Origin of the sequence: Nonomuraea fastidiosa (assembly GCF_042751225.1) — a bacterium.
Classification (GTDB): domain Bacteria; phylum Actinomycetota; class Actinomycetes; order Streptosporangiales; family Streptosporangiaceae; genus Nonomuraea; species Nonomuraea fastidiosa.
The window spans coordinates 2,779,543-2,798,252 of the sequence record NZ_CP170570.1 but is presented as its reverse complement, the minus strand read 5'-3'; the positions used below and the strand labels follow the sequence as shown (position 1 = coordinate 2,798,252).

The 18,710-nt window shown below is 68.8% G+C and carries 15 protein-coding genes, 1 tRNA gene and 1 pseudogene; 14 read left to right on the top strand and 3 right to left on the bottom strand.

From position 1 onward, the window contains the following. Nucleotides 1–29: 29 nt before the first annotated feature. Nucleotides 30–155, bottom strand: coding sequence for a hypothetical protein (locus ACFMQL_RS12645; RefSeq protein ID WP_364064120.1), 126 nt, complete (start codon nucleotides 153–155; stop codon nucleotides 30–32). A 64-nt stretch (nucleotides 156–219) separates the two neighbouring features. Next, nucleotides 220–1,281, bottom strand: a complete 1,062-nt coding sequence (locus ACFMQL_RS12640; protein WP_364064118.1) for a ThiF family adenylyltransferase — start codon at nucleotides 1,279–1,281, stop codon at nucleotides 220–222. Nucleotides 1,282–1,371: 90 nt separating this feature from the next. Between ACFMQL_RS12640 and ACFMQL_RS12635 the strand changes: the two genes are divergently transcribed. The 5 genes from ACFMQL_RS12635 (at nucleotide 1,372) to ACFMQL_RS12615 (ending at nucleotide 5,389) form a co-directional block, all read left to right on the top strand. Then, on the top strand, nucleotides 1,372–2,544 hold the full coding sequence (locus ACFMQL_RS12635; RefSeq protein ID WP_364064115.1) for a DNA polymerase III subunit delta': 1,173 nt from the start codon (nucleotides 1,372–1,374) through the stop codon (nucleotides 2,542–2,544). A 52-nt stretch (nucleotides 2,545–2,596) separates the two neighbouring features. Then, nucleotides 2,597–3,124: a SigE family RNA polymerase sigma factor gene (locus ACFMQL_RS12630; RefSeq protein WP_364064113.1), complete on the top strand. Its 528-nt coding sequence runs from the start codon at nucleotides 2,597–2,599 to the stop codon at nucleotides 3,122–3,124. Then, complete coding sequence (locus ACFMQL_RS12625) at nucleotides 3,121–4,128, top strand: permease-like cell division protein FtsX (protein WP_378785745.1); 1,008 nt, start codon at nucleotides 3,121–3,123, stop codon at nucleotides 4,126–4,128. The genes ACFMQL_RS12630 and ACFMQL_RS12625 overlap by 4 nt, the downstream gene beginning before the upstream one ends. A gap of 163 nt (nucleotides 4,129–4,291) precedes the next feature. After that, nucleotides 4,292–5,134, top strand: coding sequence for a regulatory iron-sulfur-containing complex subunit RicT (locus tag ACFMQL_RS12620; RefSeq protein WP_364064750.1), 843 nt, complete (start codon nucleotides 4,292–4,294; stop codon nucleotides 5,132–5,134). Nucleotides 5,135–5,315: 181 nt separating this feature from the next. After that, nucleotides 5,316–5,389, top strand: a tRNA-Thr gene (locus ACFMQL_RS12615). Nucleotides 5,390–5,871: 482 nt separating this feature from the next. Here ACFMQL_RS12615 and ACFMQL_RS12610 read toward each other — a convergent pair. Beyond that, nucleotides 5,872–6,784: pseudogene (locus ACFMQL_RS12610) on the bottom strand (IS481 family transposase). Between the two features lie 316 nt (nucleotides 6,785–7,100). On the opposite strand from ACFMQL_RS12610, the gene ACFMQL_RS12605 reads away from it, so the two are divergent. From ACFMQL_RS12605 to ACFMQL_RS12565, 9 genes are all read left to right on the top strand, one after another. Next, nucleotides 7,101–8,402 carry an NYN domain-containing protein gene (locus ACFMQL_RS12605; RefSeq protein WP_364064109.1) on the top strand — a complete coding sequence of 434 codons (1,302 nt, stop codon included), beginning with the start codon at nucleotides 7,101–7,103 and terminating at the stop codon, nucleotides 8,400–8,402. Nucleotides 8,403–8,987: 585 nt separating this feature from the next. Continuing rightward, nucleotides 8,988–10,100, top strand: coding sequence for a phosphotransferase family protein (locus tag ACFMQL_RS12600; protein ID WP_378790155.1), 1,113 nt, complete (start codon nucleotides 8,988–8,990; stop codon nucleotides 10,098–10,100). Between the two features lie 69 nt (nucleotides 10,101–10,169). Next, on the top strand, nucleotides 10,170–10,691 hold the full coding sequence (locus ACFMQL_RS12595; RefSeq protein ID WP_364064103.1) for a DUF305 domain-containing protein: 522 nt from the start codon (nucleotides 10,170–10,172) through the stop codon (nucleotides 10,689–10,691). A 210-nt stretch (nucleotides 10,692–10,901) separates the two neighbouring features. Further along, the gene (locus ACFMQL_RS12590; protein WP_364064100.1) at nucleotides 10,902–11,600 is read left to right on the top strand and encodes a FadR/GntR family transcriptional regulator; all 699 of its coding nucleotides are present in this window, start codon (nucleotides 10,902–10,904) and stop codon (nucleotides 11,598–11,600) included. A 19-nt stretch (nucleotides 11,601–11,619) separates the two neighbouring features. Next, nucleotides 11,620–12,870 (top strand): ABC transporter substrate-binding protein, encoded by a 1,251-nt coding sequence (locus ACFMQL_RS12585; RefSeq protein ID WP_378785744.1) that lies wholly within the window; start codon nucleotides 11,620–11,622, stop codon nucleotides 12,868–12,870. Nucleotides 12,871–12,887: 17 nt separating this feature from the next. Beyond that, nucleotides 12,888–13,733, top strand: a complete 846-nt coding sequence (locus tag ACFMQL_RS12580; protein ID WP_378785743.1) for a carbohydrate ABC transporter permease — start codon at nucleotides 12,888–12,890, stop codon at nucleotides 13,731–13,733. Continuing rightward, nucleotides 13,730–14,542: a carbohydrate ABC transporter permease gene (locus ACFMQL_RS12575; RefSeq protein ID WP_364064091.1), complete on the top strand. Its 813-nt coding sequence runs from the start codon at nucleotides 13,730–13,732 to the stop codon at nucleotides 14,540–14,542. The genes ACFMQL_RS12580 and ACFMQL_RS12575 overlap by 4 nt, the downstream gene beginning before the upstream one ends. Beyond that, on the top strand, nucleotides 14,539–17,481 hold the full coding sequence (locus ACFMQL_RS12570) for a glycoside hydrolase family 38 C-terminal domain-containing protein (protein WP_378785742.1): 2,943 nt from the start codon (nucleotides 14,539–14,541) through the stop codon (nucleotides 17,479–17,481). Before ACFMQL_RS12575 ends, ACFMQL_RS12570 begins: the two co-directional genes overlap by 4 nt. Next, entirely contained in the window at nucleotides 17,478–18,704 is a 1,227-nt protein-coding gene (locus ACFMQL_RS12565) for an enolase C-terminal domain-like protein (protein WP_364064086.1), read from the top strand. Before ACFMQL_RS12570 ends, ACFMQL_RS12565 begins: the two co-directional genes overlap by 4 nt. Nucleotides 18,705–18,710 lie beyond the last annotated feature (6 nt).

The window sequence follows — 18,710 nt, the reverse complement described above, 5'->3', positions numbered from 1 at the left end:
GCGGGCAGGTCGCCCTGCCCGCAGGTGGATCAGTTGGAGTTGCCGTGACTCGGCGTCCACGTGGTCGGCTCGATCTTCTCCAGCCGGCGGACGACGATCTTCTTCTTGCGCGGCTTCTGCTCGTGCTGCGGTTCCTGCGCGGATGTGTTGCTCATGACACTCCTTGTCGAATCGCAGTGAAGAAGGGCAGTTTTAGATTCCCCTCTTTTTCGCTATCGATCAAGAACAGAATTCGCAGCCGGGTAATGACGGATTGTGTGCGTACACATGCCCGTTCGGATCCAATAGCGCCACACCGTGGAAATAGCCGGGTGGTGCGGGCAAGATCCCGGTGATGAGCGCCAGCACGTCATGGGCGACCAGTTGCCCGGAAAGCCCGGCCGACGCGGCCATCACACCCGGCCAGGCGTAGTCCGCGCCGGGCTGCGGCGGGATGCCGGCGCGGACGCATTCGTAACAGGGGCCGCCGGGACCGAAGACCCCCACGCTGACGAGGGGGCCGTTGTATCCGCCGCTGACCCAGGGGATGCCCTTGCGCGCGCAGACCCGGTTCGCCCAGGTCTGGATGCCGCCCGGCTCGCGCGGGTGATCCGCGCACAGCGCGAGGACGTCGAACCCGTCGACCAGCCGATCCAGATCATCGGGGCCGGCCACCGTGGCGCTCTCCCCGGTGATCTCGATGTCGGAGTTGAGCCGGCGCAGCCTGTCCAGCGCCACCTCGACCTTGGGACGCCCGATGTCCGCCTCGGTGTAGAGCAACTGCCGGTTGAGGTTGGACAGCTCCACGACGTCCGGATCGACCAGGTGCAGCCGGCCCACGCCGGAGGCGGCCAGCGACCAGGCCACATGGCCGCCCGTACCGCCGAGGCCGATGACCAGCACCCGCGCGGCCTTGATCCGCAGCTGCGGCTCCCAGCCGTGGTCGCGCGGGGTGAGGTCGATCCAGCGATAGAAGTCCCTGCTCCGGCTGTAGCGTTCCTTCTCCCGTTCGCTCAGCTCCGCGCAGGGGCCCGGGTCGGCCTCCTCCACATGGCCGGAGGACAGCAGCGTGGCGACGATGTCGCCGGCCTCCTCGGGGGTCAGCTCGGTGAAGCGCTTGGCGAGCTCGGCGGTGATCTCGTCGGTGGGGCGCGTGCCGTCCATGAGCGTCAGCGCGGCCCAGGCCCAGCCGTCGGGGTCCTCGATCTCCGAGGCGATGCCGTACATGACGCCGCCGAGGCGGATGGTGCCGTCGGATGAGCGGCTCGGGGCGTGCTCGGGTTTGACGCGAGGGAAGCGCACTGTTCCGATGGTCGGCAACCGCCGGCCGGAGGTCAAGATCGGGTCGAGCGTACGCACGTGGCGGGCGGCGGCGGCGACTAGCCTTGGGCCGTGACGGTTTTCGATGACCTCGTGGGGCAGGACCAGGCGATCGCCGTGCTGTCGCGGGCCGCGGCCGCGGCCGGAGAGGTCGTCGCGGGCGGGCGCGGCGCGGGCATGACGCACGCCTGGCTGTTCACCGGCCCGCCGGGCGCCGGACGCGAGGACGCCGCGCGCGCCTTCGCCGCCGCCCTGCTCTGCCCCGACGGCGGCTGCGGCCACTGCGAGCAGTGCCACCAGGTGCTCATCGGCTCGCATCCCGACCTGGAGTCCGTACGTCCCGAAGGGCTGTCGTACAGCGTCAAGCAGACCCGCGAGCTGATCCTGCGCGCGGCCGGCGCGCCCACGCAGGGGCGGTGGCGGGTCATCCTGTTCGAGGACGCCGACCGGGCCACGGAGTCGGCCGCGAACGCGCTGCTCAAGGCCATCGAGGAGCCGCCGCCGCGTACGGTGTGGCTGCTCTGCGCGCCCGCACCCGACGACCTGATGATCACCATCAGGTCCCGCTGCCGCCTGGTGAACCTCGTCACGCCCACCACCGAGGCCGTCGCCCACGTACTGGCCACCCGCGACAACGTGCCCTGGGAGACCGCCAGATTCGCCGCCAGGGCCGCACAGGGCCACATCAGCCGCGCCCGTGCGCTGGCGCTCGACGAGGGCGTCAGGAAGCGGCGTGAGGCCGTACTCGGCATCCCGCGCACGCTCACCGGCGTCGGCGAGTGCATCGCCGCGGCCGAACGCCTCGTGAAGACCGCCGAGGAGGAGGCCGCCGCCGCCACGGCCGCGCTCAACGAGAGCGAGACGGCCGAGCTGCGCAAGCTGTACGGCGAGGGATCATCAGGCAAGGGGCTCAACCGCGGGCTGGTCCGCGGCGGGGCCGGGGCGCTGAAGGAGCTGGAGGACCGGCAGAAGTCGCGCGCCACCCGCATCAAGCGCGACTCGCTCGACGCCGCCCTGCTGGAGCTCGTGTCGTTCTACCGGGACGTGCTGGCCATGCAGCTCGGGGCGACGGAGGTCGAGCTGGCCAACGACGACCTGCGCTTCGACCTCGACCAGCTCGCCAAGTCGTCCACGCCGGAGGAGACGCTGCGGCGCATCGACGCGATCATGCAGTGCCGTGAACGGCTGGCGGCCAGCGTCAACCCGCAGATGGCCGTCGAGGCGATGATGCTCGCCCTGCGCTGAAAATACTCGCGTGACCGGAGCAGCAGATGAGCCGGTCAGGCGTCTCTGTTGCGTGGAAACCGAACTGCTCACCCGGCAGGAAGACCTGTCGCGGCGCCGGGCCGACGTCGCCTCGATCTTCGCCGAGCACCACGTCGGCCTCGTCCGGCTGGCCCTCATCATGGTCGGCGACCAGGCGAGCGCCGAAGACGTCGTGCAGGAGGCGTTCGAGCGCACGTGCGCCCGCCGCGGCCGGCTGCGCGACGACGGCAAGCTGCTCGCCTACGTGCGGTCCGCGGTGCTCAACGGGTGCCGATCGGTCCTGCGGCGGCGGGCCACGGTGTTCAGGAAGACGCCGCCGTACGATCCGCCCGTCTGGTCGGCGGAGAGCGCCGCGCTGCTGGGGGAGGAGCGCCGGGCGGTCCTGCTCGCGCTGCGCGGGCTGCCCGGCAGGCAGCGCGAGGCGCTCACGCTGCGCTACTACTTCGATCTCACAGACCAGGAGATCGCCGAGACGATGAAGATCAGTGCGAGCACCGTGCGGTCCACGGTCGCGCGAGGGTTGGCGGCTCTCGGCCGGGCTCTCGGGGAGGACTCATGAACAGCCCTATCGAACAACGGTTGCGCGAGGCCCTGGAAGAGGCCGGGGCGGCGCTCGACCCCCACACCCTTCGGCCCCTGCGCACTCCCGAGCGGCGGCGGGTGCGGGTGGATCTGCGGCTGGTGGGCGTGGCGGCGGCCGCGGTGGCGATCGCGGGCGCGGCGACCGCCGTGGCGCTGGGCACCGGCGGCGACGAGCACGTGGCGGCGGTGGAGCCCGCGCAGAGCGAGGCGGCCGAGATGGTCGTCTTCCTGTGCACGAAGTCGGCGAAGAGGCCGCCCTGCCGCGGGCAGGAGGCCACCCCGGCGCAGGTCGAGGCCATCGAGACCGCGTTGCGGAGGCTTCCTCAGGTCAACGAGCTGTCCTTCGAGGACCAGGCGGCGGCCTATGAGCGGTTCAAGAAGAGCTTCGCGGGCGACACCGCGATGCTCGGCGCGGTCAAGGCCGAGGACCTGCCGGCGGCGTACCGGCTGAAGATCAAGAAGGGCGGGGACCGGAAGCAGGTGGAGGACGCCGTCATCTCGCTGGCGGGGCTCGCCGGGATCGTGAACCACGCTTCGCCGGAGGTCACCCGGCAGCCGACCGCTGAAGAGACCAGGTGGCAGATCACCGCCTTCCTGTGCCAGCGGGGTTCGCGCGAGTCCGCATGCGGCTCGGGACCCGCCAAGGCCGTGACGGCCGCGCAGAGGCAGGCGATCGAGCGGCTGATCCGCCGGATGCCGCAGGTGGCGGAGTACGTCTATGAGAGCAAGGAGGCGGCGTACGCGAAGTTCAAGAAGACGTTCGCCGACGATGCGGCCCTCAGGCGCCACACGGCGGTGGAGGACATGCCGGAGTCGTTCAGGATCGCGCTGAAGGATGAGAGGAAGGGGGCCGAGGTGATCGAGAAGCTGGAGCGGCAGCCCGGGGTGGCGGAGGTGGTGTACCAGCGGTGTGTGGCGGAGCGGCGGGCGCTGTACGTCGACTTCGGCCTGGAGCTCCCTGCGGGGAGGGTGTGCTCCTGAGGCGGCCGAGACGGTCGGCCGGCGGGACGGCGGCCTTGGGCAAGGCGGCGGAATAAGGAGCTCGGCCGGGGGTGGCCTTCCAGGCATGCGCACGTAGTGTGGCGGGGAAGGCCGTAAGTGACCGACCCCGAGGCCGTCAGGAGGCGAGCTCGAGCCCATGGGAATGATCATGGCCGTGAGCTTCACCCGCTACGGGAGGCTCTACTACCTCGATCCCGGCGATCGCACGTACAAGGTGGGCGACAAAGTCCTCGTACCGACCAACGCGGGGCCCGAGGTGGCGGAGTGCGTCTGGGCGCCGCAGTACACGAGCGAGGACATCGAGGGCCTGCCGGTGTGCGCCGGACCGGCCGGCGAAGAGCACCTGTCACGTGACGAGTCGAACAAGCGGCGCCGAGCCGAGGCCCGTAGCGTGTCCAAGCGGCTGATCAAACGGCACTCGCTGCCGATGAAGGTCGTCGGCGTCGACTACCTCGACAAGGACAACGTCTACACGGTCTACTTCTCGGCGCCGCACCGGGTCGACTTCCGCGCCCTCGTTCGCGACCTGGCCCGCAACCTCCGGGCCCGGGTCGAGCTGCGCCAGATCGGCCCCCGTGACGAGGCCCGTCTCCAGGGCGGCATCGGCCCCTGCGGCCGCGACCTGTGCTGCGCGACCTTCCTCAAGGACTTCGAGCCGGTCTCCGTACGCATGGCCAAAGACCAGGACCTCCCGGTCAACCCGCTGCGGATCGCCGGCGCGTGCGGGCGCCTCATGTGCTGCCTCAAGTACGAACACCCCCTCTACCAGGAGTTCCGCGCCACAGCCCCACGCACGGGCACGAGTGTGGAGACGCCCGAGGGGCCCGGCACGGTGGTGGGGCACAACGTGCCCTCCGACTCGGTCGTGGTCCGCCTCAACGACGGCGGGAGGCGGTGCTCGTGCTCCCGTGCGAGCGTGTGCGGGCCCCGGAAGGCGTACGACTCGGCGTACGGGGGCGGCGGGGAGCCGGGAGGCGCGAACTAGACCGCAGGCGGCCCATGGGCGCGAGCGGCCTCGGGGCACGGACAGCGTGCCCCGAGGCTCGGCGGAGTGACCCGACCCGGGCCGTGGGTGGCGCGAACCCGGGTGCTTTGCGGGGATCGGAGATCGATGGGAGCGAGAACCCCTCAGGCTCCTGTAGACTCTTTCACGCTGCACGGCAGATGCCGCCTTAGCTCAGTCGGCCAGAGCACTTCACTCGTAATGAAGGGGTCTGGGGTTCGAATCCCCAAGGCGGCTCCCAGTTGAAAGGGCCTCTCGCGATCGTCGCGGGAGGCCCTTTGCTAACGCCCTCGTTCACCGCAGGTCGCTGCATGTTCCTGCATGACCTCACGCGAGCCGAACTGATCGGCTCTGGTGGCTCATTCGGGAGGGCGGGTTCGCGTCTGGCTTGATGAACGGCTCACTTGCTGTCATCAAGCCTTTGGTATCCAGGCTGACGGTCTCTGTGCATCCTGCGTACGGCATGGCCGAAGGTTGACGCGTGGGACAGGCCGAGTGGCGACCAGGTGCTAAGGACAAGGTGTTCCACGGGCCAGGCACGCCGACTTGACGTCTAGATCGTCGTAAGCAGCGTCAGCTTGCGCTCTCGTGCAGGGCGGTGCGTCTACTGCCGGCCTTGGCCACGCCGATCTTCGCGGCATTGAGGGCGAGCATGACCGGGGGTAATAGGGCGTCATCGTCCGCCCCGGTGCCGAAGGTCCCGTGCTAGATGTACTTGGTCATGAACTTGGTGTCAGTCGGCTGATGGGTGGCTGGCCGCCGAGGTGTGTGCGGTGCTGGTTGCTGGTGTAGGGCCGGCGGTAGGCCCATTCGGTGGCCAGCGTGCGGTTGAAGCGTTCGGCTTTGCCGTTGGTCCAGGGGCAGTGCGGGCGTGAGAACTTCTGGCGGGCGCCCAGTTCGGCGCAGGCTTGCTGGAAGGCGCGGCTGCTGCGGTAGTTCTTGGCGTTGTCGGTCAGGATCTGGCGGATGCGGTCGATGCCGTGGGCGGCGAAGAAGGCGGCGGCGCGGGTCAGAAAGGCGGCGCAGGTGGTGCCCTTTTCGTCGGTGAGGACTTCGGCGTAGGCCAGGCGACTGTGGTCGTCGACGGCGGTGTGCAGGTAGTCGTAGCCGATGCCGCGGCCGCGGACCTGCTCGCTACGGCCATGCGCGCGCCAGCCGCCGCCGTCGGGGATGCGGCCGAGTTTCTTGACGTCCAGGTGAATCATGTCGCCGGGCGCGGCGTGCTCGTAGCGGTTGGCGCTTTTGCGGTGGGCGCGGATGGGGGTGCCGGTGAGGGGGCGCAGGCGGCCGGAGCGGCACGCCGTGGCGGCGCAGGATGCGGGTGACGGTTCTGGCCGGTACGCCGGTGACCCGGGCGATGTGGTCGGGGCCGGAGCGCAGCTGGGCACGGGCGGTGAGCACCCGCTGTTCGGTGGCGGCGGGGGTGCGGCGGGGGCAAAAGCGGGGGCCGCTGCGCCGCTCGTGCAGCCCGTCCCAGCCCTCGGTCCGGAACCGGCGCACCCATCGGTGTCCGCATTGCCGGGAGATACCGAGTTCGGCGGCGACATGCGCTACCGGCCGGCCGTCGAACACGACACGGCGAATCAGCAGGCATCTGCCATGAAACGTCAGCCGCGCGTTAGCGTGACCCATCAAGACCTCCGGGTGGTGGTGAAGCGGCAAACTCCACTACGCCCGGAGGTCTTCTGCGTGATCAACTACCTGCGACCGCGTGTCACCAAGACCTTGGCCAAGTACAGCTAGACGCATGCGCCGATGCCAGTGTGCTTGATGTCGTCTAATGTCGGTTTGATCTCGGCCGGCAACGGCTGACAAGTTCGAGGCTCCTTCGCGCTTCGTTCGTGTTCCTTGGGTCGTAGTTCCGCTTGCTGTCGTTCTTGTACGCGATTGGCAATGCCGAACCGTAATTCCTCTCTTGCGGATGGGTTGACGGTGGTAGGTTACTGGTGTGGAGTATGTCCGGACTGCGCTCTATCTCGACTTTGACAATGTCTTCACCGGCATGTTCAACTTGGATCCAGAGGTGGCTATCCAGTTCGCGAGCGATCCGGGCGCTTGGCTTCGCCGTCTGTCTACGACATCCACTACGGATGCTTCACGACGCTGGCTGATTCTGCGTTGTTACCTGAATCCATCCGGATGGGTGAACCATCGCGACCCGGATGGGAAGGCGGAGCGGCTGTACTTCTCTCGGTTCAGGCCGTCGTTCGTTCGCGCCGGCTTCGAGGTGATCGACTGTCCGCGTTACAGCGCTACGAAGAACGGCGCCGATATCAGGATTGTCATCGATGCCGTTGATGCACTGTCGGCCGACACTTTATATGAGGAGTTCGTCATCGCCTCCGGTGACTCCGATATGGCGCCTCTACTGCAACGACTGCGTCGCGCAGACCGGCGCACAGTGATCGTGTCACCGGCAGATGCCGCCGAGGCGTTCACCTCAATCGCCGATCAAGTCCTGGGCAGTCGGCAGCTGCTGGCGCTGGTTTCGGGTGAACATGTTGACTTCGATGACGATGCGGACATGACCGCGGACACCGAGGGTGAGGACTGCGACGGTGGGGTCACGCATTCCGATGGCGTGTCGGTCGACCACGATGAGGCGTACATGTCGTTCCGCTCGAAGGTCCTCAGGGAGTATAACGAGGCGCCCGCGCCGATAAACATGGCTACTCTAGCGGGGCAGCTGCGCAGCGAGCTGGGTGACGTGATCGCTCACACCGACTGGTTTGGTCATGGCGGGTTCGCTCGAGCGGTGGAAAGTCTCAATCTGCCCAACCTATGTATGTCGCAGCACTATTTGTGGGACAAGATCCGTCACACGCCCCCTGATGCCGTAGGGCAGGTTGTCGCTCTGCCGGAGCCTGTCGAGCGCTTGACCGAACTATTCAGCCTGCCTCGGCTGCCATCTGGGTGGTGGCCGGCCATATATCAAACGCTTTCCGCCTACGCCCATTCCCATCAGTTCAATCTCGCTCATTGTATTAGCTGGTCGCGCGACCAGCTTCAGACTCAAGGACTTGCTGTAAGCCGCAAGGTCATCGAAGTCGTCCTGCATGGCACGGCAAATGGTGGTTGCCCTCTGTATCGCCAACCTTCGCCAACTGAAGTGGAGATCGGCATGGCGTTTGTGAAGAGCATGCTCAGCCGGGCCGATCAGGTGGGATTGGCCTTCACGTACGAAGAAGAAGCAGCAGTTCGGGCCTGGCTGGGGGCGCAGTTGGAGGACAATGCCGGGGGTGCTAGCTGAGCCGTCACCTCGACCGCGGCGTTTCTGCTGAGGTAGACACCATGGCGGCGACACGCGCTCCGGATGAGAGGTCGATTGTTCGCCGAGCATGGGTGGTCGCGAAGGTTTGGGGTGTGGGGCCGCAGGTTGAGGTGAGTCGGCGGGTGTTCGCCCAGATCGCTCGGCAGTCTTTGCCGTTCGCTACGCCGCTGATCCTGGTGTGCGTGAGCGGGACGGGATTGTGGTGACGTTAGAGCGGGAGCTTTCCGGGGTTCCGGTGCAGGCTGAGTCTTTCGCATGGCTTCGCCGGTTGGAGCCGGGCTTGTGGATACGCGGTTGGCGGGGGCGGGTGAGGCGAGCATGATGGCGGGAAAGGGGGTGCGGCAGGGGTGAACGATCGGGGGCGCTGGATCGTTCTCGTACCAAATGGGTCGGTGTCATGGGGAAGGGGGCATGCGTCCGTGTCAGGGATCTTCTGGGCCTTTGTTCTCTGCTTGAGGCGCCTGCTGCGCTTATTCCGGTGATTCGGTCGCCAGTAGTCCGGTGATCCGGCCGGCGACGGCTGCCCAGGAAAGCCGGTGGCGGTGGGGATCGTGGGGCGGGACGATGTGCCGGTGGCGGCGCGAATCGGGATGCGTCCCGTCACGTCGGCCGAGGCTGGCGGGCGGGTGGCTGGAGCGGGTCATGCGGGCAAAGGCGGCCGGTGTGAGTGAGGCGGAGGCTTCGAGCGGGGCTGGTCCGGTCGGTGGTGGCGGGGGTTCTGTAAGTAGCGCGGGGGTTGCCGGTGGGCGGCGGTTTGCGGGGCGGGACCGGCTGGCCGGGCTGGTACGTGAGGTGTTCGGCCCCGGAACCCGGCTCGACGGGGTGGAGCGGTTGCGGGGTGGGACCAGGAAAGGGGTCTATCGGCTGACGTTCGGTCGGGGGCCCAGTGCTGTTCTTTACTCCTGGGCGGTTGAAGAGAACTTCTGGGGTGATGAAGGGGGGCCTTCGGGGCTGCAGACCTTTCTCGCGGCTCATCAGGAGTTCAGTGCGCTGGGCGTGCGGGTGCCGCGGCTGCTGTTCGCCGACGGGAGCGGGCGGCACTACCCGGGTGAGGTGGCGGTGATTGAGGATGTGCGCGGTGGCACGCTTGAGGAGCGGCTTCGAAGGAACGACCTCAGAGGTCTGAGCCCGCTGGCGGCTTACCTCGAAACGATGGCGGGGCGGCGGTCGGCGGGGCTCGGCAGGGTCGGGCAGGTCGAGGCGGGGGTGTGCCCGGATGTCGTGCTGGGGTGGGCGGTCAAGGATCTGGCGGAGGCGGCGGGACGGGTCGAGGCCATCAGGCGGGAGCGGGACGCGTTCGAGGAGCTGCTGCGGGAGATGGCGGCCGGCATCGAGCCGCGTACGGAACACGCGCTGATCCACGGCGAGCTGGGGCCCGACCACGTGCTGATGGACGACGGCGGCGAGCCGGTGCTCATCGACATCGACGGGGCGAAGTTCTTCGACGTCGAGTGGGAGCACGTCTTCCTGCGGCTCAGGTTCGGGGAGCACTACCCGCGGCTGCGGATCGAAGGGCTGGACGAGGCCAGAATGCGCTTCTACCGGCTGGCCCAGAGCCTGGCGCTGGTGGCCGGGCCGTTGCGGCTGCTCGATGGGGACTTCCCGGATCGGGAGGCGATGATGGCGATCGTCCGGCACCACATCGGGCAGGCGCTCGGCTTCGTACGGGGTGGGTGACAGACCTTGCGCAGGTGGGCAATCCTCCAATAGGAAGGTTTCCTGGCTGATAAGCGGGAGTTGAGGCGGTTGCGTACGGTCTTAGCGGTCCTCGGGCTCCTGCTCATCACGGCCTGCGGCCAGCGGAAGGACGAGCCGCCGGTGAACGCCGACGACGTGATGTTCGTCCAGATGATGGTGCAGCACCATCGGCAGGGCATCGAGATCGCCCAGATCGGCGCGGCGCAGGCGACCGACCCCGAGATCAAGACGCTGACCTCGGCCATCGTGGCCACACAGCGGGACGAGGTCGAGATGCTGAAACGCTGGCTGCGCGACTGGGACCAGCCGGTCACGCCGCCGAGCAGCGCCCACGACCACCACGGCGGCATGCCGGAGACCGACGCCAAGCGCATCCAGGCGCTGAAGGTGTCGAAGAACTTCGAGTACGACCTGCTCAACCTGCTCATCGCCCACCAGGACGACGCCGTGCAGATGGCCTCGGCCGAGGTGGCGGGCGGGGCCCACCCCGAGGTGCAGAAGTGGGCGGCCCAGGTGCAGAGCTCCCGTAAGGGGCAGATCGATCTGATGCTCAAGCTGCTCAAGAGTTAGGCCGCCCCGCTGCTCGCTGGGCGCCGCGGTTGCTCTTCCGGGCTCTCGCGCGTCCCCGGCTCGCCTGCGGACCGGGGGTTCGGCGGGTCGTCGTGTGCGGGGTGGTCCGGGGAGAACCTGCTCGGAGCGGTACGGGCCTCACATGGCGATCTGTGACGAATCGATATCCCTCATAGACGCCACACCCGAAAAGTGATTAGATCACTTGATATGTCCGAGGTAACGCGGCCCTCGCTTTCCGACGCTCTCACCGAGCGCATGCTGGAGCTCATCCGTACGGGCGGGCACCGGCCCGGCGACAGGCTGCCCTCGACCAGGGAGCTCTCCCAGCGCTTCGCCGTCACGACTCCGACGTTGCGCGAGGCGCTGCGCAGGCTCGAGGCCACCGGGGCCATCGAGATGCGGCACGGTTCCGGCATCTACGTCGGAGCCGCCATAGAGCGGCTGGTGCTGCCCAATCCGAACATGCGTGAGATGCACGCCCCTCAGCTCCTGGACCTGCTCGGCGCGCGGATCGTCATCGAGCCGCCGCTGGCGGCGATGGCCGCCGAGCACGCCGGCGAGGAGGAGATCGCGGCGCTCAGGCAGGTGCTCGACGAGGCGGGCAGGCATCTGCGGGGCGAGGACGCCGAGTTGCACGAGGCGAACATGACCTTCCACCGGGCGACCGCCCGGATGGCGGGCAACAGCGTCCTGCATGAGGTGGTCGACTCGCTGCTGACCGTGCACGGCCCGGAGCAGCGCGAGATCCTGCATCTCTTCGACGACCGGCGCCGCGACTACGAGGAGCACCTGGCGATCCTGGGGGCCATCGAAGCTCGCGACGCGGCGCAGGCCGAGGAGCGGATGCGGGCCCACCTGGTCGATGTGAAGACCGTTATCGAGCACAGGTTGCAATCCCCCCGATGAGAACCAAGGAGGCCGGCCCATGTTCCGGTCACGTGTGGCCACGCTCGGCGTGGCGGCGCTCGTCCTGGCCGCCTGCGGTGGCAACGGCGCCGGCGAGCAGCAGAAGAAGACGGAGCTGACCCTCTACAACGACAAGGGCGCGTGGTCGAAGTACTTCGACGAGATGGGCGCGCTGTCCAAGCAGAAGATCGGCCTGGGCATGAAGCCGACGGGCTACACGGACTCGGCGCAGTACCAGGCGTTCATCAAGGCGTCGTTCCGCACGAACGTCAAGCCCGACCTGTTCACCTGGCAGACCGGGGGGATGCTGGAGGAGATCGTCAAGCAGAAGCAGGTGGCCGACACCTCGGCCATCTGGCAGGAGGCGATCAAGGCGGGTGACCTGTCGGAGGACCTGCTGCCGTACTACACGGTCGGCGGCAAGCAGTACTGCGTGCCGATGAACGTCGCCTACTGGGGGATGTTCTACAACAAGAAGATCTTCGACAAGTACGACCTGAAGCCGCCGCAGACGTGGGACGAGCTGGTCCAGATCGCCGAGACCTTGAAGAAGAACGGGGTCAAGGCGTTCTACCACACCAGCGTGCTGTTCTCGTTCGTCTGGTTCGAGCAGCTCCTGGCCGGCACCGACCCCGACCTGTACGACCGGCTCTCCACCGGCAAGGCGAAGTACACCGACCCGGGCGTGGTGCAGGTGATGGAGCGGTGGAAGCAGCTCATCGACGCCGGATATTTCATTAATCCGGGGGATAAGACGGACCCGGGCGACGTCCTGAAGAACGGCAAGGCCGCGATGGTCACGTTCGGCACCTGGTTCAACACCAGCATGACCAGCCGCGACATGAAGGCCGGCACGGACTACGACTTCTTCGTCATCCCGAACGTCAACCCGTCGCTGCCGAAGACGTCGATGATCTTCGAGAGCGGCCCGCTGTGCTCGCTCGCCAAGGCGGCCGACCCCGAGGCCAGCATGAAGTACCTCAAGTGGTGGACCACCGCCGAGGCGCAGGAGAAGTGGGCCAAGAGCCGCGGTGACGTCAGCGCCAACCCGAAGGTGACGATCGACGACAAGGCGCTCGGCACGGTCACCAAGGACGCGGGCAGCGGCAAGTACCGCCTGGTCAACCGCTACTTCGAGGCGACGCCGCCGCCCATTCTGAACGCCGCGCTCGACGGGTTCGGCAAGTTCGTCACCGAGCCGGACTCGTACATGGAGGTCCTGCAGACCATCCAGAAGGCCGCCGACGAGTACTGGAGCACGCACCAGTGAGTGCGGCCCCAACTCAGGTGAAAGCCCCGCTGCTCGGCCGGTTCAGGCATGGGTACGTGGCGCCCGCCGCCCTCCTGGTCGCGGTGCTGCTGTACGCGCCGTTCCTGTGGACCGCGTACCTGAGCCTGACCCGCTACGACGGCCTTGAGCCGCCCGCCTGGACCGGCCTGGCCAACTTCGGCAAGCTCTTCGCGGACACCGCGCTGCTGACCTCGACCCGCAACACGCTGATCTGGGTGATCGGCACGATGGTGCTGCCGGTCGGGCTCGGGCTGCTGGTCGCGGTGCTGTCGTACGACATCAAGGGCGGCGCGTGGTTCCGGGCGCCGTTCATGCTGCCGTACGCGCTCAGCGGCGCCGGCCTGGCCATGGTGTGGAGCCCGATCCTGTCCCACGGCGGCATCGCGAACGTGCTGCTCGGCGTGGACACGGCGTTTTTGCAGGACGCGCCGGTGAACACGCTCGCGATGCTCGCGGTCTGGACCTGGCAGCAGCTCGGCGTGAACACGCTGCTGTTCGTCGTGGGCCTGCAGTCGATCCCGAAGGAGCCGATCGAGGCGGCGCGGCTGGACGGCGCGTCCGGCTGGCGGCTGTTCCGGCACGTGATCTGGCCGCTCATGCGGCCGCTGACGGCGGTCGTGGTGGGTCTCGCGCTGGTGGCGAGCCTGAAGACGTTCGACATCGTCTGGGTGCTGACGCAGGGCGGTCCTGGACGCAACTCCGAGACGCTCGCGGTGACCATGTACAAGGAGACGTTCGTGGCCAGCGACTACGGCTACGGCTCGGCGGTGGCGGTGATGCTGACCGTCGTGACGGGGCTGGCCTCCTACCTGTATCTGCGCAGGCAGGTGACGGCCACGTGATCCGCCGTGCCGTGCTCGTCGCGCTCGGGCTGATCTGGCTCGGGCCGACGTACCTGCTGCTCGTCAACGCCGCGCGGCCGTCCGATGCGTACGACCCGGCCGGCGCGTGGCTGCCCTCGGGCGACTTCGCCCTGTTCGACAACGTCGCGACGGCGCTGGAGAGCGCGAACCTGACGCCGAGCCTGGCCAGCACCGCGCTCTACAGCGTGCTCTCGCCGCTGCTCGGCGTGCTGATCGGCGCGCTGGCGGGCTACACGATCGTGGTGCTGCGGCTGCGGCACGGGTTCTGGTGGTTCCTGCTGATCTTCGGCGGCACCGTGTTCCCCTCGCAGATGCTGCTGGTGCCGCTCTTCGTCGGCTACAGCGACGCCGGCCTGTACGACAGCCGCCTCGGCATGCTCCTCATCTACACCGCGATCAACGTGCCACTGGCCGCGTTCGTGCTGCGCAACTTCTACAGCGGGGTGGCGTTCTCGATCTTCGAGGCGGCCCGCATGGACGGCGCCTCGACGTGGCGCATCTTCTGGCGCATCTACCTGCCGATCTCGTTCACGGCGCTGACGGCGGTGTTCATCCTCGAGTTCACCTTCATCTGGAACGACCTCATCTTCGGCCTGACCCTGACCCAGACCGAAGAGGTCAGGCCGGTCATGACCGCCATCGCGGGTCTCATGACCGACGTGTACGCCGGCACCCCGGTCCCGGTCGGCCTGGCCGCCGGGCTCGTGGTCTCGCTGCCGACCGTGGTGTTGTTCCTGGCAACCCAGCGCCTCTTCGCCAGGGGCCTGTCTCTAGGGAGTGTGCAATGACCAGCCGGTTGCTCCAGCGCAGCCTGGGGAGTCCCGACTACGACGGGATCAGGCAGGCGCTGCGAGACGACACCTCGACGCCTGTGATCAGCGTGCGCGGGCTGGAGGTCCGGGTCGCGGTGCTGCCGCTGTTCACCCACGACGGACGCCAGGCGGTCCGGGTCTCCAGCACCGAGCCGCTGACCCACGTGCTGGTGGGCGTGGACAGCGCGACGGGCCGCGATGTGACGCTGCTGGTGCCGGAGGTGGACGCGCCGCGCGAGTTCACGCTGGAGTGCCGCGACGACGCGGGCGTCGTGGGCAGCGCGCGGATCACGGTGACGCCGCAGCGCAAGTGGAACGTGTTCGTGGTGCATCACTCGCACCTCGACATCGGCTACACCGACCCGCAGGGCACGGTGCTGCGCCACCACCTCGACTACCTGGACGCGGCCGTACGGCTGGCGCAGGAGAGCGCGTCCTGGCCGGACGACGCGCGCTTCCGCTGGACGGTCGAGTCGTCGATGCCGGCGCTGCGCTGGCTGGAGGCCAGGCCGAAGGAGATGGTGGACGCCTTCGCCGAGCTGGCCAGGTCGGGGCAGATCGAGGTGACGGCGCTGCCGTTCCAGCTGCACACCGAGGCGTGCTCGACCGAGGAGCTGCACCGGCAGCTCCGCTTCACCGCCCAGTTGGAGCGCCGCTACGGCTTCGCCACGAAGTCGGCCATGCACACCGACGTGCCGGGCGCGGTCGTGGGCCTGGTGGACGCGCTCAGCCAGGCCGGGGTGCGCTACCTCGCCGCCGCGCACAACTGGGCCGGGCGGTCGGTGCCGTACCTGCACGGCGGTGACAAGCTGACCAGGCCGTTCCGCTGGCGGGCGCCGAGCGGCAACGAGATCCTCGTGTGGTTCACCGACACGCCGCACGGCATGGCGTACATGGAGGGCAACACGGTCGGGCTGACCGACTCCTACGAGCTGGCCGACGACCTGCTGCCGCGCTACCTGTCGGCGCTGGCGACGCGCGGCTACCCGTACGGGCCCGGCACGTTCGGCTGGCAGGGGCCCGACGCGCCGAAGGAGCCGTACGAGCTGGACGTGCTGCACCTGCGGGTGCAGGGCGCGCACGCCGACAACGCGGGCCCGTCGATCGTGCCGGCCACGATCGCGCGGCGGTGGAACGAGCAGTGGGCCTACCCGCGGCTGCGCAGCGCGGTCAACAGCGACTTCTTCGAGTTCGTCGAGGAGCGCTACCACGACCGGCTGGCGGTGCACGAGGGCGACTGGACCGACTGGTGGGCCGACGGGCTCGGCTCGGGGGCGCGCCCGCTGGGCTACGTGCGCAGGGCGCAGTCGGCGCTGCGGGTGGCCGAGACGCTGCACACGCTGGCCGGGGTGGACGCGACGGAGCGCATCGACGCGGCGTACGACAAGGTCGCGCTGTTCAACGAGCACACCTGGGGCGCGGCGAACCCGTGGGAGGACGCCGAGGAGGGCGGCGACTCGGGCGGCCTGCAGTGGACGCGCAAGTCGTCCGGCGCGTACGACGCCCAGGACGACGCCTCCGACCTGCTGCACGCGGCGACCAGGCGGTTCGGCGCGGCGCTCTCGGACGCGGGCGCGGAGGATGACACACGCGGCGCGCTGGCCTCGTTCGCCGTCTTCAGCCCGGCCACGTGGGCGCGGACCGACGTCGTGCGCGCGTTCCTGCCGAGGGACGTGGTGGGCACGGAGGTGCCGATCGCGATCGTGGACGCCAGGACGGGTGAGCGGCTGCCGCACCACGAGGAGCCGGTGGACCCGGCGGACTGGCCGACCCGGCCGATCGGGCGGCACGTGCACGCGGTGGTGAAGGACGTGCCGGGCTACGGCTACGTACGGCTCGACGTCGTCCCCGGCGAGACGCAGGCCCCCGAGCCGGTCGAGCTGGACGAGAGCGGCGTGATCGAGAACGAGTTCTACCGCGTGGCGTACGACGTGCGCGAGGGCTACATCGGCTCGATCTTCGACAAGCGGGCCGGCCGCGAGCTGGTCAACGGCGACGCGGCGGCCGGCTTCGGCCAGTACGTCTACGACCAGTACGCCACCGCACCGCACTTCAACCACCTGTCGGGCCACGTCGGCGCGCACGACCGCACGCTGCTCGGCAACCGGTCGATCGGCGAGCACGCGCGGATCACCGAGGCGAAGCGCACGGCGGTGGGCGAGCGGCTGGTCGTGGAGCTGCGCGGCAAGGGCGTGGACTGGATCCGCACCACGATCGAGCTGCACAACGGCGTGCCCAGGCTGGATCTGACCTATCAGCTCGCCAAGCAGGGCACCGCGGCCAAGGAGGCGGTGTTCCTCGCGTTCCCGTTCGCCGCGGGCAAGGCCACGGCCTGGGAGCTGACCGGCGGCGTCGGCGGCCCCGACGTGCCGCGGGTGCCGGGCTCGGCCGAGTACATGCTGCCGATCAGGCACTGGATCGCCTTCGAAGACCCCGGGCTGACCATCGCCTGGGCCACGCTGGAGGCGCCGCTGGTGCAGCTCGGCACCATCCACATGCCGTACGCGCCGTTCCCGCCGACGCTGGAGCAGGAGGACGGCACGGTCTACTCGTGGGCGCTCAACAACATCTGGGACACCAACTTCCCCGCGCAGCAGCAGGGCGAGACGACGTTCCGGTACGCGGTCACGTCCGAGAGCGGCGCGAACGGGCGGCGGCTCGGCGCGGCGGCGGCCGCGGGCCTGTGCGAGCCCTTCGTGGGCGCGCTGATCACCGGCGGCCCGCAGGCGTCGGAGACGTACGTGACAGTTGACCATCCCGACGTGCTGGTCACGTCGGTGGGCTGGGACGGCGTGCGGCTGCAGTCGCTGGCCGCCGAGCCGGTCGAGACGAAGGTGACGATGCCGGGACAGGAGCCGGTCGAGGTGCGGCTGCCCGCCTGCGGGGTGGCCGTGGTCAGGGGGACGCGTCAGTGAAGATCGTCGACATCCGGGCCACGACGGTGGCCGTGCCTCTGGAGGCGCCGCTGCGGCACAGCAACGGCGCGCACTGGGGGCGCTTCGTCCGGACGATCGTCGAGGTCGAGGCCGACAACGGGCTGGTCGGGCTGGGCGAGATGGGCGGCGGCGGGGAGAGCGCGGAGTCGGCGTTCCGCGCGCTGGTGCCGTACCTGAAGGGGCACGACCCGTTCCAGCTCGAAGCGCTGCGCTTCAAGGTCGCAAACCCGACGGCCTCGCTCTACAACAACCGCACGCAGCTCCTCGCCGCGATCGAGTTCGCCTGCCTCGACCTGGTCGGGCAGCGGCTCGGGGTGCCGGTCTGCGACCTGCTCGGCGGGCGTATCAGAGACCGGGTGCCGTTCGCGTCGTACCTGTTCTTCCGGTACGCCTCCGACGCCCACGCCGAGATCCGCACCCCTGACCAGCTCGTGGAGCACACGAGGCGGCTGAAGGAGCGGCACGGGTTCACCGTGCACAAGCTCAAGGGCGGCGTGTTCCCGCCGGACTACGAGCTGGAGTGCTACCGCGCGCTGGCCGAGACCTTCCCCGGCGACCGGCTCAGGTACGACCCCAACGCGGTGCTGTCGGTGGCCGAGGGCCTGCGCTTCGGCAAGGCCATCGAGGGCCTGAACAACGACTACCTGGAGGACCCGGTCTGGGGGCTCGAAGGGCTGCGGGCCGTGCGCGAGCGGGTGAGCGTGCCGCTGGCGACGAACACGGTCGTGGTGAACTTCGAGCAGCTCGCCTCCAACGTGCTGCGCAGGAGCGCCGACGTGGTGCTGCTGGACACGACGTTCTGGGGCGGCATCAGGCCGTGCGTGAAGGCGGCGGGGGTGTGCGAGACGTTCCAGATCGGGGTGGCCGTGCACTCCTCGGGTGAGCTGGGCATCCAGCTCGCGACGATGCTGCACCTGGGCGCGGTGCTGCCGAACCTCACGTACGCGGCCGACGCCCACTACCACCAGCTCAGGGACGACGTGATCGAGGGTGGGAGGATGGCGTACTCGGAGGGCGCCATCGCCGTGCCGGACGGCCCGGGTCTGGGGGTGCGGCTCGACCGCGACAAGGTGGAGCGGTACGCCGAGCTCTACCGCGAGCTGGGCGGCTACCCCTACGACCGCGACCCCGGGCGTCCCGGCTGGTACGCCACGGTCCCCAACGAGAGGTTCGCGGACCCGACGGTGGAAATCGCACCATAATGGGGC

Excerpts from the sequence above, each read along its gene's own strand:
- ACFMQL_RS12585 (WP_378785744.1), top strand. The coding sequence starts at position 11,620 with ATGTTCCGGTCACGTGTGGCCACGCTCGGCGTGGCGGCGCTCGTCCTG.
- ACFMQL_RS12600 (WP_378790155.1), top strand. The coding sequence starts at position 8,988 with ATGTGCCGGTGGCGGCGCGAATCGGGATGCGTCCCGTCACGTCGGCCG.
- ACFMQL_RS12625 (WP_378785745.1), top strand. The coding sequence starts at position 3,121 with ATGAACAGCCCTATCGAACAACGGTTGCGCGAGGCCCTGGAAGAGGCC.
- ACFMQL_RS12620 (WP_364064750.1), top strand. The coding sequence starts at position 4,292 with ATGATCATGGCCGTGAGCTTCACCCGCTACGGGAGGCTCTACTACCTC.
- ACFMQL_RS12590 (WP_364064100.1), top strand. The coding sequence starts at position 10,902 with ATGTCCGAGGTAACGCGGCCCTCGCTTTCCGACGCTCTCACCGAGCGC.
- ACFMQL_RS12645 (WP_364064120.1), bottom strand. The coding sequence starts at position 155 with ATGAGCAACACATCCGCGCAGGAACCGCAGCACGAGCAGAAGCCGCGC.
- ACFMQL_RS12570 (WP_378785742.1), top strand. The coding sequence starts at position 14,539 with ATGACCAGCCGGTTGCTCCAGCGCAGCCTGGGGAGTCCCGACTACGAC.